General features: G+C 70.4%; 15 protein-coding genes. 12 read left to right on the top strand and 3 right to left on the bottom strand.

Annotated elements, in window-relative coordinates; all coding sequences use genetic code 11:
- Window positions 1-34: 34 nt before the first annotated feature.
- From A6048_RS14520 to A6048_RS14500, 5 genes are read left to right on the top strand one after another with little or no spacing between them, the layout of a single operon-like run.
- On the top strand, window positions 35-1,021 hold the full coding sequence (locus A6048_RS14520; protein WP_107745639.1) for a glycoside hydrolase family 26 protein: 987 nt from the start codon (window positions 35-37) through the stop codon (window positions 1,019-1,021).
- A complete protein-coding gene (locus tag A6048_RS14515) occupies window positions 1,021-2,253 on the top strand; it encodes a PP2C family protein-serine/threonine phosphatase (RefSeq protein ID WP_107745641.1) in 1,233 nt (410 codons plus the stop codon). The genes A6048_RS14520 and A6048_RS14515 overlap by 1 nt, the downstream gene beginning before the upstream one ends.
- Window positions 2,250-4,220 carry a glycosyltransferase gene (locus tag A6048_RS14510; RefSeq protein ID WP_107745643.1) on the top strand — a complete coding sequence of 657 codons (1,971 nt, stop codon included), beginning with the start codon at window positions 2,250-2,252 and terminating at the stop codon, window positions 4,218-4,220. The genes A6048_RS14515 and A6048_RS14510 overlap by 4 nt, the downstream gene beginning before the upstream one ends.
- Window positions 4,217-4,552, top strand: coding sequence for an STAS domain-containing protein (locus A6048_RS14505; protein ID WP_107745645.1), 336 nt, complete (start codon window positions 4,217-4,219; stop codon window positions 4,550-4,552). Before A6048_RS14510 ends, A6048_RS14505 begins: the two co-directional genes overlap by 4 nt.
- Window positions 4,542-4,997 (top strand): ATP-binding protein, encoded by a 456-nt coding sequence (locus tag A6048_RS14500; protein WP_107745647.1) that lies wholly within the window; start codon window positions 4,542-4,544, stop codon window positions 4,995-4,997. Before A6048_RS14505 ends, A6048_RS14500 begins: the two co-directional genes overlap by 11 nt.
- Here A6048_RS14500 and A6048_RS14495 read toward each other — a convergent pair.
- Entirely contained in the window at window positions 4,978-5,427 is a 450-nt protein-coding gene (locus A6048_RS14495; protein ID WP_107745649.1) for a limonene-1,2-epoxide hydrolase family protein, read from the bottom strand. The two genes, A6048_RS14500 and A6048_RS14495, sit on opposite strands and share 20 nt — an antisense overlap.
- Before the next feature lie 213 nt (window positions 5,428-5,640).
- Here A6048_RS14495 and A6048_RS14490 point away from each other — a divergent pair, with 213 nt between their 5' ends.
- The 3 genes from A6048_RS14490 (at window position 5,641) to A6048_RS14480 (ending at window position 8,629) form a co-directional block, all read left to right on the top strand.
- Complete coding sequence (locus A6048_RS14490; RefSeq protein ID WP_107745651.1) at window positions 5,641-6,528, top strand: alpha/beta fold hydrolase; 888 nt, start codon at window positions 5,641-5,643, stop codon at window positions 6,526-6,528.
- Between the two features lie 81 nt (window positions 6,529-6,609).
- Window positions 6,610-7,920 (top strand): D-inositol-3-phosphate glycosyltransferase, encoded by a 1,311-nt coding sequence (gene mshA / locus A6048_RS14485; RefSeq protein ID WP_235027264.1) that lies wholly within the window; start codon window positions 6,610-6,612, stop codon window positions 7,918-7,920.
- 175 nt (window positions 7,921-8,095) lie between these two features.
- The gene (locus A6048_RS14480; RefSeq protein ID WP_235027263.1) at window positions 8,096-8,629 is read left to right on the top strand and encodes a type III secretion system chaperone family protein; all 534 of its coding nucleotides are present in this window, start codon (window positions 8,096-8,098) and stop codon (window positions 8,627-8,629) included.
- Window positions 8,630-8,716: 87 nt separating this feature from the next.
- Here the strand turns inward: A6048_RS14480 and A6048_RS14475 are convergent, their stop codons facing one another.
- Entirely contained in the window at window positions 8,717-10,420 is a 1,704-nt protein-coding gene (locus A6048_RS14475) for a long-chain-fatty-acid--CoA ligase (RefSeq protein ID WP_107745655.1), read from the bottom strand.
- A 41-nt stretch (window positions 10,421-10,461) separates the two neighbouring features.
- Here A6048_RS14475 and A6048_RS14470 point away from each other — a divergent pair, with 41 nt between their 5' ends.
- The 3 genes from A6048_RS14470 (at window position 10,462) to A6048_RS14460 (ending at window position 13,205) form a co-directional block, all read left to right on the top strand.
- Entirely contained in the window at window positions 10,462-11,211 is a 750-nt protein-coding gene (locus A6048_RS14470) for a phosphoglyceromutase (protein WP_107745657.1), read from the top strand.
- 111 nt (window positions 11,212-11,322) lie between these two features.
- Window positions 11,323-12,519: a sensor histidine kinase gene (locus tag A6048_RS14465; RefSeq protein WP_107745659.1), complete on the top strand. Its 1,197-nt coding sequence runs from the start codon at window positions 11,323-11,325 to the stop codon at window positions 12,517-12,519.
- On the top strand, window positions 12,516-13,205 hold the full coding sequence (locus A6048_RS14460; RefSeq protein WP_107745661.1) for a response regulator transcription factor: 690 nt from the start codon (window positions 12,516-12,518) through the stop codon (window positions 13,203-13,205). The genes A6048_RS14465 and A6048_RS14460 overlap by 4 nt, the downstream gene beginning before the upstream one ends.
- Window positions 13,206-13,228: 23 nt before the next feature.
- Here A6048_RS14460 and A6048_RS14455 read toward each other — a convergent pair whose 3' ends face one another.
- On the bottom strand, window positions 13,229-14,089 hold the full coding sequence (locus A6048_RS14455; RefSeq protein ID WP_107745663.1) for a DUF3109 family protein: 861 nt from the start codon (window positions 14,087-14,089) through the stop codon (window positions 13,229-13,231).
- A gap of 33 nt (window positions 14,090-14,122) precedes the next feature.
- On the opposite strand from A6048_RS14455, the gene A6048_RS14450 reads away from it, so the two are divergent.
- Entirely contained in the window at window positions 14,123-15,070 is a 948-nt protein-coding gene (locus A6048_RS14450) for a Ppx/GppA family phosphatase (protein WP_107745665.1), read from the top strand.
- Window position 15,071 lies beyond the last annotated feature (1 nt).

The following is a 15,071-nucleotide window of genomic DNA, read 5'->3' as shown; positions in this document are numbered from 1 at the left end:
CCGGCACGGCGCGCGGCGGCGACAATGGGCCCCGATGCGTGCGGTGTGGATTGTCCTGGTCTCGGTGGTGATGGCGGCGATGTGCGTGGCGTGTGGATCCCCCCGGCAGTGCGATGTCGCCGCCGACCCGGTGGCGGCGCCCCTCGACGCCCCCGGCCAGGCGTGTCCGCGCTTCGGCGTGAGCACCCCCGGCGGGCCGGCGGCACCGGGGGAGTTCCGGGCGGTCGCCGACACCGTGGGTACGCAGCCGAGCGTGGTGTTGTGGTTCGTGGACTTCACCGCCCCGCCCCCGATCGCCGAACTCGCGCAGGTGAGCGAGTGGGGAGCGGACCCGATCATCACGTGGGAGCCGTGGCGGTGGGTCGCGGACGGCGAGTACGACCGGGCGGCGTTCCCGATGGAGCAGATCGCGGCGGGGGTCCACGACGACCATCTCTACCGCTGGGCCGACGAGTTGGCCGCCTGGGGCGACACGGTGTATCTGCGGTTCGCGCACGAGGCCAACGGCGACTGGTACCCGTGGAGTCCGGCGGGCGGGACCCCGCCGCAGACCTACGTGGACGGGTGGCGGCACGTCCACGACCTGTTCGAGGACAAGGGGGTACACAACGTGAGGTGGGTCTGGACCGTCAACGTCCCCCACCCGGGCAGCAGCCCGATCGCCGAGCTGTACCCGGGCGGGGACTACGTGGATGTAGTGGGCGTCGACGGCTACAACTGGGGGACCACACAGGAGTGGAGCTCGTGGCAGGGGCCGGAGGAGATCTTCGGCGCCACCCTGGACGAGCTGGAGACCCTCGCTCCCGGGCTGCCGGTGATGGTCACGGAGGTGGCCGGCGCGGAGGCGGGTGGGTCCAAGTCGGAGTGGATCCGGGACCTCGTCGGCTATCTTGACTCCAGAGACGAGTTAACGGCGTTCGTGTGGTTCGACCACAACAAGGAGACTGACTGGCGCCTGGCCAGCAGCCCTGAGTCCTCCGAGGCCATGGCGGGCGCCCTGACCAGGGAGGGCCGCCCGTGATGACCCCCCACCCGTGGAGCATCCCCGACCCCGTCGAGGCGGAGCGGATGCGCGACGTGGAGCGGCTCGGAATGCTCGACACCCCGCCCGAGGGACGGTTCGACCAGGTCACGAGCATGGCCCGCCGGGTAATGGGCGTGCCGGCGGCGTCGCTCGCCCTCATGGACAGCGACAGGCTGTGGATGAAGTCGATCCGGGGTCTGGAGGTCGACGAGGTGCCGAGGGAGAAGACGGTCTGTCGCACCACCATCGCGCGGGCGTACAACCGGCCCGAGGACCCGGTGCTCGTGATCCCCGACGCTGCCGCCGACCCGGAGTTCATGGAGATCCCCGGCATCGGAGGCCCGGACGGGATCCGGTTCTACGCCGGCTACCCGCTGTATGGTCCCACCGGTCACCCCGTGGGTACCTTCTGCGTCTACGACACCGAACCCCGGCACCTCGACGCCCAGCAGATCGAGGCGTTCACCGAACTCGCGGAGTGGGCGCAACGGGAACTCGAACGAACCGCGGAGCTGGACCGCGCCGCGGAGATCCAGACGCAGCTGCTCCCGCGCCCCCTCGTCGGGCTCCGTGGCTACGAGTTGGCCGCCGCCTGCCTGCCGGCGTTCACGGTGGGCGGGGACTTCTTCGACCACTACAGTCGGGGGGACGCCCTGATGCTCACCGTCGCCGACGTGATGGGCAAGGGGCTCGGGGCCGCGATTCTGTCCTCCTCGGTCCGCGCCTCGGTGCGTGGGGCGTCGCGGGTGCTGGAGCGGTACGGCCCGGCCGCCGGGGCGCATGACACCGGTGCGGTCACGACGCTCGCGGCCGAGCACCTCACCGAGGACTGCGAGCACACCTCCACCTTCGTCACCGCACTCCTCGCGGCGATCGACATGCCCACCGGGTCGATCCACTACACCGATGCCGGCCACGGCCTGGCACTGATCCGGCGTGCCGACGGGCGCATCGACCCCCTCGAGGAAGGCGGTCCCCCGATCGGCATCCTCCCCGGGACCACCTGGACCTCGGACGAAGCCGTGCTGGAGCCGGGGGACATGGTGGTGATCTGCTCGGACGGCCTGCTCGATCTGCTGGACGAGAACAGCGACCGCGAGGCGTTGTGGGAGTTCGTTGCCCCTCACACGCGCCCGGGCGATCTGGTAGCGGCGACACGCGAGCTGGTGGCGGGCAGGCCTCCGCTGGACGACGTGACCGTGGTGGCGGTCCGGAGAGAGTCGGCATGAGCACGGTCCCGGCACCGACGGTGCCGCGGAGCGAGTACCCGTCGCCGTACCTGCGGTTGCTCATCGTGGTGACCGTGATCGTCGGGCTGAACTACATCGTGTGGCGGTGGTTGTTCTCGGTGAACTGGGATGCCTGGTGGATCGCCGTCCCGCTGGTGCTCGCGGAGACGTACAGCCTGATCGACTCGATTCTGTTCGCCGTGACGATGTGGCGGCTGAGGCGACGCCCCGAGCCGTCGCCCGCGCCGGAGGGGTTGAGCGTCGACGTCTTCATCACCACCTACAACGAGCCCCTCGACCTGGTGCTGAAGACGGCGGCGGCGGCCAAGCGCATCCGCTACCCGCACCGCACTTGGATCCTCGACGACGGCGCACGTCCGGAACTGGCGGCCGCCGCCGAGGAGTTGGGGGTCGACTACCTCACCCGGTCGGCGAGTTGGACCAACAAGCCCCGCCATGCCAAGGCCGGAAACCTCATCAACGCCCTGCTCCACACCGACGGGGAGTTCCTGCTGATCCTGGACGCCGACCAGATCCCGGAGCCGGAGATCCTCGACCGGACCCTCGGGTATTTCACGGATGACGGGATGGCGCTGGTCCAGACGCCGCAGTACTTCACCAACGTCCCCGGATCCGACCCGCTGGGTAGCCAGGCCCCGCTGTTCTACGGCCCCATCCAGCAGGGCAAGGACGGCTGGAACGCGGCGTTCTTCTGCGGATCGAACGCCGTACTGCGCCGCGAGGCGCTGATGCAGCTCGGCATCACCGGGTACGTCAAGGCGGTCGAGGACGGGGTGGATCGCGCCCTGCGGACGGCCGGCAGGGTGATCAGGCGGGCGCAGCGCAACGTCCCGGCCGACCAGCCGGAGGTGGGGGCGGCGCTCGGGTCCGTCCGGCGGGCCGTGCGCACTGCCCGCGCCGACCTCAAGGCGGGCGGGTCCCTGGCGGAGATCACCTACGGGTTCCAGCAGACGGTGGACGCCGCCGCCCGCACGGTGGTGGACGCCGACATGGGTGCGATCCGGGCGGACCTCGAGGCGATCGCGGCGCTGGACGAGCACGGGACAGACGCGATGGTCCTCGACGAGGTGGTGCTCGACCAGCTGTCGGATCGGGAGTGGTCGCCGCTGGGGGCGCTCGAGTCGGTCCGGGCGCTGATCCGCGCCGTGGACATCGACCGGGCCGACGAGGCGGAACCGACGCAGGCCCTGGCGACGATCTCGGTCACCGAGGACATGGCCACCGCGATGCGTCTGCACGCCGCGGGCTGGCGGACCGCCTACCACCACGAGATCCTGGCCTACGGCCTCGCGCCCGAGGACCCCAAGACGATGCTCACCCAGCGCCTGCGGTGGGCGCAGGGCACGATCCAGGTGATGTTGCGCGAGAACCCGCTGGTGCAACGGGGTCTGACACTCGCCCAGCGGTTGATGTACTGGTCGACCATGTGGAGCTATCTGTCGGGCTTCGCGGCCCTGGCGTATTTCGCCGCCCCGGTGATCTACCTGACCTTCGGGATACTGCCCGTCCAGGCCTGGAGTGTGGACTTCTTCGCCCGACTGATCCCGTTCCTCGTCCTCAGTCAGCTCTTGTTCTACATCGCCGGCCGGGGTAGCCCGACGTGGCGGGGCCAGCAGTACAGTCTGGCCCTGTTCCCGGTGTGGATCGCTGCGTGTTGGACTGCCGCGCGCAATGTGTACTTCGGTAAGCCCCTCGACTTCGCGGTCACTCCCAAGACCCGTCAGGGCGAGGGCGCGACCCCGTGGTACCTGTTCCGGCCGCAGCTGACCGTCATGGTGTTCCTGGTGGTGGCGGCTCTCATCGGTGCAGTGCGCCTGTACCTGGGGGCAATCTCCGTCCTGGGGGTGACGGTGAATCTGGTCTGGGTGGTGTTCGACCTGTTCATTCTGTCGGTGGTCATCCGGGCCGCTCGCTACCGTGGACCCGACAGAGAAGGAGCGTCATGACCGCCTACGACATCCGGGAGGTCGGCACCGCGGTGGTGGTGCAGCCGACCGGTCGACTGAACATGGTGGCCGCGCCCGGCCTCCGCGACCAACTGCGCGACCTGGTCGACGGCGGCTCGCGCCGGGTGGTGGTGGACCTCAGCGCCACGGAGTTCATCGACTCCTCCGGCCTCGGAGCGCTGATCTCCGGACTCAAGGCCGCGCGTCAGGCCGGGGGAGACCTGCGTATCGCCGCCCCGAACACGCAGGTCCGCAGCGTGTTGAAGCTCACCCGGCTCGACCGGGTGCTCACGGCGTACGAGTCGGCGAACACCGCCTTCGATGGCGACTGACGATCGCTGGGAGCTGACCCTCACCACCGATGAGGGAACGCTGGACCCGGTCCTGGATCTGGTCGGGGAGATGTTCTCGGCCGGCCGGGTCGAGGAGGAGGTCCGGCTGCGGTTCGAAGTGGCTGTGGCCGAGATCGGCGCGAACATCATCGAGCACGCCGGGGACGGTGCTCCTGTGACCTTGAACCTGGTGCTGGAACTGGCGCCGGACCGACTCGAGGCCCGTTTCACCGACGACGGCAGCCCCGCCCGGGTAGACCTGCGTGCCGTGCAGATGCCGGACGTCTTCGCCGAACGCGGCCGGGGACTGGCGATCGCGCTGGAGGCGCTCGACGAGCTGGAGTACCGCCGACGCGGGGGCGACAACGTCTGGCGGCTGGCCTGCTACCGCGACCGCGGGGGGGAACAGTCGGACGACGACGAGGTCAGCGGCCCCGGCCGGTGACCATCCCCACCAGGCCGCGCACCGCGCCGAGGGCCATGTCGGACTTGGAGAAGTAGTCCTGCCAGCCGCAGATCTGGCCGTCCCGGACCTCGAGGCGCCCGCAGACCCAGAAGCCGCAGCGGAAACGCCCGACCCCCAGGTAGTCGGTGCGCTCGGTGAGGACGATCGTCGGTGATCCGGGGGCGGACGGGTCCGCCGGTGCGCCCACGGCGAGGTGGTGGATCTCCGCGTCGAAGTCCACGTTGGCGCCCATGGCCGCCAGCGCCTTGACCACGTCGCGCTTGCCCCGGATGGTCGGGAGTCCGATGTTGGCCCACCACACGTCGTCGGCCAGCAGGTCGGCGGCGGCGGGGACGGTGCCCGAGATGAGGGCGTCGAAGAAGTCGCGGACCACGACGTCGGCGTCGATCTGGGTGGTGGTGGTTGCCATTGGCCCACGGTAGCCGCCCCGGTCCGGCTCGCGCTGCCGGAACGCTCAGCCTCGGCCGACCTGCGGGTGCCGAGTGGCCCATTCCGGCAGCGCACCCGGCGTGGAGTGGGCCGCGTGTTCGCTCGGTGCACTGAGCAGGACTGACATGCCGTACCGGCGGGCCCAGGGGTGGCGCCGCCGAGCCGCCCTCCCGGCAGATGTGCGGCTGGCACGATGAGCCCCATGAGCTCTGCACCCACGCCCACACCCATACCGGCCCTCGCCTCCGCTGTCTCCTCGGACGGCACCGTCCTCGCCTACCGCGTCCTCGGCGACCCCGCCGCCCGCCCGTTGGTGCTGGTCCACGGCTGGGCCCAGTCGAGCGCCTGCTGGGGGCCGGAATTGCTGGAGGCGCTGGCCGGGCGGTTCCGGGTGGTGGCGGTGGACCTGCGCGGGCACGGGCACTCCGGCGTCCCGGAGGCGGGGTACGACTCGTCGCAGCAGTGGGCCGACGACCTGGAGGCGGTGCTCGACGCCGCCGGGATCGGTGAGGGCGGGGGTAGCGGGGATGGAACCAACGCCGGCGCGATCCTGCTTGGCTGGTCGTACGGCGGGGTCGTGGTCTCCGACTACCTGGCCTCGCGCGGTGAGGGCCGGGTCGCCGGCCTGGTGCTGTGTGGCGCGGTGACCTCGCTCTCCCGCTCGGCCGGCGGGGCGGTCGGGCCGGCGATGAAGGAGGTCACCTCGGGCGGCGCGTTCGACGAGAAGCCCTCTGTCGCGCTCGAGGCGTTCACGAGCTTCGGTGAGGCGATGATGCGCTCGGGCAGTGGCACCGACCGGCAGCGGATCCTCGGGCTGTCCCTGGCCACGCCGCCCGCCGTGCGGCAGAAGCTGCTCACGCGGCGAGTGGACCACGACGACACCCTGCGCGGCCTGACCGTCCCCGCGCTGGTGATGCACGGGGAGCACGACGGGGTGGTGCTGCCGTCCGCCGGTCAGGCCAACGCCGAGATGATCCCGGGCGCACGCCACGTGGGCTTCGCAGAGTCGGCGCACGCGCCGTTCCTCGAGGAGATGCCGCGGTTCCTGTCCGAACTCGACGCCTTCGCCGCCGGACTGTAACCGCCTGTCCGCGACGCGGAGACGGGGAGGTCCTCCCCAGCCGGAGTGCGCCTCGTCGTCGTCGCGGGCACAATCGGTGGGGTGACCGTCTCTGATCTCCGCACCGGCACCGAGGCCCCCCTCCCTCGACGAATCGCCGTGCTGTCCTTCCACACCTCGCCGCTGGCCCAGCCGGGCACGGGCGACGCGGGCGGGCTCAACGTGTACGTGCTGCAGACCGCGCGCCGACTGGCCCGCCGGGGCGTGGAGGTCGAGATCTTCACCCGCGCCACCCACTCCTCGCAGCCGCCGGTCGAGGAGGCCGGCGACGGCGTGCTGGTGCGCAACATCGTGGCCGGGCCGTTCGAGGGGCTGCGCAAGGAGGACCTGCCCACGCAGCTGTGCCCGTTCGTCGCCGGCGTGATGCGGGCGGAGGCCGGTCACGCGCCCGGGCACTACGACCTCATCCACTCCCACTACTGGCTGTCCGGGCAGGCCGGGCTGGTGGCCTCCGAGCACTGGGGGGTGCCGCTGGTCCACACCGCCCACACCCTGGCGGAGGTGAAGAACGCGGTTCTGGCCGACGGCGACACCCCGGAGCCGGAATCCCGGCGCATCGGGGAGCAGCAGATCGTGGACTCCGCGCACCGGCTCGTCGTCAACACCACCGGCGAGCGCGACGAGCTGGTGGGCTACTACGACGCCGACCCCGCCCACATCGACGTGGTGCCCCCGGGCGCCGACCTCGAGCAGTACACCCCTGGCACGCAGCGCGGGACCGAGCGTGCCCGCCGGACACTGGGGTTGTCGCAGCGGTCGGAGGTGATCGCGTTCGTCGGCCGGATCCAGCCGCTCAAGGCCCCCGACGTGATCGTGCGCGCGCTGGCCGAGATCGTGCGCACCCAGCCTCACCGCGACGTGCGCCTGATGGTGGTGGGCGGGCCCAGCGGGTCCGGGCTGGAGCGCCCGCACTCGCTCATGGATCTGGCCGAGGAGCTCGGCGTGTCCGACCGCGTGTGCTTCCTCGCCCCTCGTCCGCCGTCCGAGCTGGTGGACGTCTACCGCGCCGCCGACATCGTGGCCGTGCCGTCGTACTCGGAGTCGTTCGGGCTCGTCGCCCTGGAGGCCCAGGCCTGTGGCACGCCGGTGGTGGCCGCCGCTGTGGGCGGGTTGACCACGGCCGTCGACGACGGTCGCACCGGGATCACCGTGGACGGTCACGATCCGCGGGTGTGGGCGGAGACGTTGGTGGGACTGCTCGACGACGACGACCGCCGCCTGTCGATGTCGCGGGCCGCCCCGGTTCATGCCTCGGCGTTCTCCTGGGATTCCACGGCCGACGGACTGCTCGCCTCGTACGCGGGCACGATGGCGGCCTACCGGGCCCGGCGGGAGGCTGCCGCGGCGTCCTGACCGCACTTGGCGGGCGGCGTCCACTCCGACCGGCCCGATCGACCCCGACCCCTCGGAGCGATACCCAAACCCATCCGACCCACCCCGACACGACGAACCCCTGGTGGACCAGCATCGCGCTCGCCCGGCACCGCACGCTCGCCCAGCACCACACGATCGCCGAAGGAGTCACACCATGACCGATGAGACCAGGGACGCCGACGTCGACGGCCCCACCCTCGAGCGGATCCGCGAGTTCCTGGTGTCGCGGGACATCGAGTCGACGCTGGCCGACGGACGGGTCTTCGTGGTGCAGCTGCCGGGGGAGAAGCGGCTCAAGACCGCCTGCCATCTGACCGTGAACCGGGAGAGCGTGCGCGTCGAGGCATTCGTCTGCCGGAAACCCGACGAGGACTTCGAGAAGGTCTACAAGTACCTGCTGCGGCGGAACCGTCGGCTGTACCAGGTGGCGTACACGCTGGACAACAACGGCGACATCTACCTGGTGGGCCGGATGCCGCTGATCGCGGTGACCGAGGAAGAGCTGGACCGCGTGTTGGGTCAGGTCCTCGAGGCCGCGGACCACGACTTCAACATCCTGCTCGAGACCGGCTTCCACACCTCGATCCGCCGCGAGTGGGAGTGGCGAGTCTCGCGCGGTGAGCCGATGCGCAACCTCGACGCGTTCCGGCACCTCACCGAGGACCTGCCCCAGCCGGATTCCGAGTAGCCTCGCCCGCCCATCGACAAGAGCGTTTCGCACACCTCCTTCTCGGTCGATACGCGCGGAACACTCTTCTCGACGGTGAGTAGGCGGTCAGAGCTGCTCGGCGACCTTCTTGCGCAGCACCTTGCCCATCGGGTTGGTGGGCAGCTCGGCCACCTGGACGAATTCGCGCGGGACCTTGTAGCCGGCCAGCGAGGCCTTGCAGTGGGCCCGCAGTGCGTCCGGGTCGAGCTCGGCGCCGGGCTCGGTGACCACCGCGGCCACGACCTGCTCGCCCCCGTCCGGCCCGCGTCGACCGACCACCGCGCAGTCGGCCACGCCCGGGGCCCTGCGCAGGACCGCCTCGACCTCGGAGGGGTAGACGTTGAACCCGCCGGTGACGATCATCTCCTTGATGCGGTCCACCACGTGGAGGAAGCCATCGACGTCCTGGACCACCACGTCGCCGGTGCGCAGCCAGCCCTCGTGGAAGGTCTCGGCGGTGGCCGCGGGGTTGCGCCAGTAACCGGGGAAGACCTGCGGGCCCGAGACCAGCAGTTCGCCGGGCTCTCCCGGGGACGCGTCGGTGGAGGGGTCGTCTTTGTGGGCGACGCGGATGTCGGTGTCCGGGAAGGGGACGCCGATGCTGCCGGCCCGCCTCGCCGTCGACATGGGGTTCCCCACGGTGATGGGTGAGGTCTCGGTCATGCCGTATCCCTCCACCAGCAGACCGCCGGTCGCGGCCTCCCACTTCTCGATGAGCTCTTCCGGCAGGCTCATGGCGCCGGACAGGGAGTGCCGGATGCCGTGCAGTGGGATCTTCCGCTTCCCCGCCTCCTCGAGGATCTTGGCGTAGATCGGCGGGACGGCCGGGATGAAGGTGGGCAGGTCCTTGGCGAGGATCGGCATGATGAGGTCCATCTCCGGCGCGGGCACGAGCTGCAGCCGGGCGCCCACCGCGATCCCGATCACCACGCACAGGGTCACCCCGTAGGCGTGGAACATCGGCAGTGACGCCAGGAAGCGCTCCCGCCCGAACTCGAGCTCCGGCACCCACGCCTGGCCCATCTTGGCGTTGGCCACCAGGTTGGCGTGGGTGAGCGTGGCTCCCTTGGGCGTGCCAGTGGTGCCGGAGGTGTACAGGATCAGTGCGAGGTCGTCGGGCTGCGGGCGGGGATGGGAGAAGTCCAGCTCCGGCCCGGTCTCGAACCCGCGCCAGTCCAGCGTTCCGGGGGCGGGTGCGGAGAGTTTGGCGCGAGAGGCGCGCAGCGAGGGGACGGGCAGGAACTTCAGGGCCAGGCGCTTGGTGGCGGGGAGCTCGTCGAGCAGGTCGACGGCGATGATGTGCTCGATCGCGGTCCCGGGACGGTCGGCCAGCTCGCGCACCATGCCGGCGACAACATTCCAGGTCACCACCACCTCGGCGCCGTGGTCGGCGAACGGACCCTCCAGCTCGTCGGCGGTGTAGAGCGGGTTGTGCTCCACCACGATCGCGCCGATCCGCAGGGCCGCGTAGAACACCACGATCCCCTGCGGACAGTTGGGCAGCAGGACGGCGACCCGGTCTCCGCTGCCCACCCCGAGGCGGCGCAGTCCCTCGGCCGCGCGGCGGACCCGCATACCGATCTCGGAGTAGGGGGTCAGGCGGCCGAAGAACTCGGTCGCGGGCTCGTCGGAGTAGGTGCGCACGGCGTCGTCGAACTGGTCGATCAGTGTGGTGGTGCCGTAGTCGAGGTCGTGCGTGGTGCCCGGGGTGTAGTGGGCGGTCCACGGCCGGTCCGGTCGTTCGGGGGTGTCTCCGGCGTGTGTGGTCATGTCTGCACCGTAGTCCGTGGGGGTCAGGCCATAATGAGGATATGGCTTACGGAACCCTCGTCCTCCTGCGTCACGGGCAGTCCACGTGGAACGCATCCAACCAGTTCACGGGATGGGTCGACGTCGACCTCACCGACCTCGGGCGTGAGGAGGCCGTCCGCGGCGGCACGCTCCTCGCCGAGGAGGGCATCCTGCCGGACGTGCTGTACACCTCGCTGTTGCGCCGGGCCATCACCACGGCCAACATCGCGCTCGACGCCTGTGACCGGCACTGGATCCCGGTGGTGCGGCACTGGAAGCTCAACGAGCGGCACTACGGCAAGCTGCAGGGCCTCAACAAGGCCGAGATCAAGGACGAGTTCGGCGACGAGCAGTTCATGCTGTGGCGCCGCAGCTACGACACCCCGCCGCCGGCGATCGACCCCGGCAACGAGTACTCGCAGTCCGCTGACGCCCGCTACGCGGACCTGCCGGAGGTTCCGCTGACGGAGTGCCTCAAGGACGTGGTGGACCGGTTCATCCCGTACTACGCGGCCGAGATCGCGCCGCTGCTGGCCGAGGGCAAGACGGTCATGGTGGCCGCGCACGGCAACTCCCTGCGCGCGCTGGTCAAGCACCTCGACGGCATCTCCGACGAGGACATCGCGGGCCTGAACATCCCCACCGGCATCCCGCTGGTCTACCGCTTCGACGACTCCGGTCTGGTCGCCAACCCGGGTGGTACCTACCTCGACCCGGAGGCCGCGGCCGCCGGAGCCGCGGCCGTCGCCAGCCAGGGCGCCGAGAAGTAGGTGTCGCGCCGGTGAACACGCGGCGAACCCCCGTCCACCTGCGGACTTACCGCAGATGGACGGGGGTTCGCCGTTGTGGAAGCCGATACGCCGCACCGTAGTATCTGCCTCGTGCAGGTCAGTCTCGGGATCGCCCTCGCGATCATCGCCGCAGTGGTCGGCTTCGTCGTGGGTGGCTTCGTCGTCCCCCGGCTGAACGCCCGCCGTGAGCTGCGGCTGGCCGAACAGCAGGGGCCCAGCAGGTTGGAGGTCCTACGGGAGGTGTACCACCAGGCGCCCTACGCCCTCGCTGTTGTCGACCGGTACCAGGACGTGGTCCTCTACAACCGTCGAGCCGCAGAGTTGGGGATCGTGGACGACCGACTCCTGGTGGACCCGGTGTGGCGCGCCGCCAGCGCGACCTTCACCGACGGCGACCCCTCGGCGTTCGACCTGCCCGCCAAGATCATCACCGGCCGCCGCCGCATCCCCTCGGTGAGCGGGCGGAGCGAGATCCTCGGCGGCCACCACGAGCAGTTCGTGGTGGTGTTTGCCGACGACGACTCCGAGCAGCGGCGCATGGAGGCCGCCCGCCGCGACTTCGTGGCCAACGTCTCCCACGAGCTCAAGACGCCGGTGGGGGCGATGGCCGTGCTGGCCGAGGCGCTGCTGGAGTCCAAGGACGATCCGGAATCGGTCGAGTACTTCGGCGGCCGCGTCGTGAGCGAGGCGCACCGGCTGGGCAAGATGGTCTCCGAGCTCATCGAGCTGTCGCGGCTGCAGGGGGCCGAGCGGATCCGCGACGCCGAGCCGGTGGACGTGGACGCCGTGGTAGACGAGGCCATGCGCAGGTCGGCGTCCGCGGCGGAGGCGGCCGGGATCGAGCTGATCACCGACTCGCCCTCCGGGCTCGAGATCTCCGGCGACTGGACGCTGCTGGTCACCGCGTTGACCAACCTCATCTCCAACGCCGTCAACTACTCGCCCGAGCGCACCCCGGTCTCGATCACCCGGGCGATCGACGGGGACACCGTGATGCTGCGGGTCACCGATCGGGGCATCGGCATCGCGCCCGAGCACCAGACCCGCGTCTTCGAACGCTTCTTCCGCGTGGACAAGGCCCGGTCCCGGGCCACCGGTGGGACTGGCCTGGGGCTGGCGATCGTCAAGCACGTCGCCCAGAACCACAACGGTCTCGTCACCATCTGGAGCCGACCCGGGACCGGGTCGACGTTCACACTCGAACTTCCGGCCCATGTCGAGCCGGGTGGCGAGGGGGCCCCGCCCCCTTCCGAGCACGACCAACAAGGAGAGGACCAGGTGCCGTGACCAGGGTGCTGATCGTAGAGGACGAGGCTTCGCTCGCGGACCCGCTGGCGTTCCTGCTGCGCAAGGAGGGCTTCGAGGTCACCATCGCCCCCGATGGCCCGACCGCGCTGGAGAGCTTCGACGCGGAGGGTGCGGACATCGTGTTGCTGGACCTCATGCTCCCGGGCATGTCCGGAACCGACGTGTGCAAGCGGCTGCGGGTGACCTCGAGCGTCCCGGTCATCATGGTGACCGCCCGGGACAGTGAGATCGACAAGGTGGTCGGGTTGGAGTTGGGCGCCGACGACTACGTGACCAAGCCCTACTCGGCCCGCGAGCTCATCGCCCGCATCCGGGCGGTCCTGAGGCGCGGCGCCGATTCGGAGTCTGACCAGCCGGACGACATCGGGGTCCTGGAGTCGGGTCCGGTGCGCCTGGACATCGAGCGGCACACGGTGACCGTTCGCGGGTCGGTCGTGACCCTCCCGCTCAAGGAGTTCGACCTGCTCGAATACCTGTTGCGCAATTCGGGCCGGGTGCTCACCCGCGGTCAGCTGATCGACCGCGTGTGGGGATCGGACTACGTGGGTGACACCAAGACGCTGGACGTGCACGTCAAGCGGCTGCGCTCGAAGATCGAGCAGGACCCGGGCAAGCCGGTCCACCTGGTGACGGTCCGCGGCCTGGGCTACAAGTTCGAGGGCTGACCCGCCCGGCCCGGGCTCCCAGGTCAGGCGCCGCAGGCCCGTCCGGCCTGCGCACGCTCGGTGGCGGGGTGCACGGCGACGATTCCCAGCTGGCCACGGCGCCTGCACGCCGCGGCCAGCACCTCGTAGCATTCGGCCCCCAGTAGGCCCACCAGCTCGACGCGCAGGGAGACGTACACCGGCTCGGCCCCGACGTGAGCCTCGGGAGAACCGGTGCAGTACCAGTCGAGGTCCAGGCCGCCGGGGCCCCAGCCGCGGCGGTCGTACTCGCCGATACGGGTGTGGAGGACCTCCACCTCGTCGGGCCGCGTCTCCCACTCCTGCGTGCGGCGGATGGGCAGCTGCCAGCACACGTCGGGCTTCGACTCGGGCAGGGTCCGCCCCGTCCGCAGGGCCATGTGGTGCAGGGCGCAGCCGGAGCCGGCCGGGAAGTCGACGTCGTTGAAGAACACGCACCTGCCGCCGTGGCGACGGGTACGCAGAGCGGGCTCGGGCTCGCCGTCGTCCCCGGTGAGTTCGTCCTCCTCCAGCCACGGCTCCAGATCGCCGCCCTCGGCCACTGCCGCCTCCAGAGCGGCCTCACGGTGTTGCCAGTCCCCGGGGCCCAGGAGCTCGACGTTGACCTTCAGTCGCTCGCGGTCGTCGTCGTCGCACAGGAACGCCCCGTGGGTACAACATCCCGAGTCGGGTTGGTCGGCCTCGATGCCGTGACAGGCCGGGGTGCCGAAGACGCAGGTCCACGAGGACAGCAGCCAGGTCATGTCCGCGGAGACGAGGTGTTCGTCGTTCGCGGGGTCCGGGAACGTGTACCACTCGCGGGGGAAGTCGAGGGGGACTTCCGCGGCGGGCGCGCCCGGGGTGGAGGTGCGTTCGGTGGCGGTCACAACCTGCGACCGTAGACCGTTTAGGGTGGGCGTGTGAGATTAGGTGTCCTGGACGTCGGGAGCAACACGGTCCATTTCGTGGTGGTCGACGCCCATCGGGGCGGGCACCCCACGCCCATGAACGATTCCAAGACCCGGTTGCGCCTGATCGAGTACCTCGATGAGGACGACAACATCTCGAAGACCGGCATCGCCCGGCTGATCGACGCGGTCAACGAGGCCGCCGATCTGGCCAAGGCCACCAAGTGCCGTGAGGTCATGGCATTGGCGACCTCGGCCGTGCGGGACGCCGCCAATTCGGACGCGGTGCTCGAGAAGGTCGAGAAGGAGACCGGCATCGAGCTGCGTGTGCTCTCCGGCGAGGACGAGGCGCGCATGACCTTCCTGGCCGCCCGCCGCTGGTTCGGCTGGAGCGCCGGTCGGATCGTCAACCTCGACATCGGTGGTGGGTCGCTCGAACTCACGAGCGGCGAGGACGAGCTGCCGGAACACGCCTACAGCCTGCCGCTGGGCGCCGGCCGGCTGACGCACGACTGGTTCAAGACCGATCCGCCGGAACGCAAGCGCATCAACCAGTTGCGTGACTTCATCGACGCCGAGCTGGAGGGTCCCGCCAGGGAGCTGCGCGCGGCCGGCACACCGGACCTGGCCTGCGCCACCTCCAAGACGTTCCGCACGCTGGCGCGGCTCACCGGAGCGGCGCCCTCGTCGGAGGGGCCGCGGGTGGAGCGGATCCTCACCGCGTCGGGTCTGCGGCAGGTGATCGCCTTTATCTCTCGCATGACGGCCGCCGACAGGGCAGAGTTGGAGGGCATCAGCTCTGACCGGTCCCATCAGGTGGTCGCGGGAGCGCTGGTGGCGGAGGCGTCGATGAGGGCTCTGGGGTTGGAAAGTGTGAAAATCTGCCCGTGGGCTCTGCGGGAGGGGCTCATTCTGCAGCGTCTCGACCGGGACGCGGGCGGCGACGGAAAGGGGAGCTGAG

The organism is Dietzia psychralcaliphila (assembly GCF_003096095.1).
In the GTDB taxonomy this organism is placed as follows: Bacteria; Actinomycetota; Actinomycetes; order Mycobacteriales; family Mycobacteriaceae; genus Dietzia; species Dietzia psychralcaliphila.
Note: the sequence above shows the minus strand (reverse complement) of the source record. Positions and strands in the feature narration are given on the sequence as shown.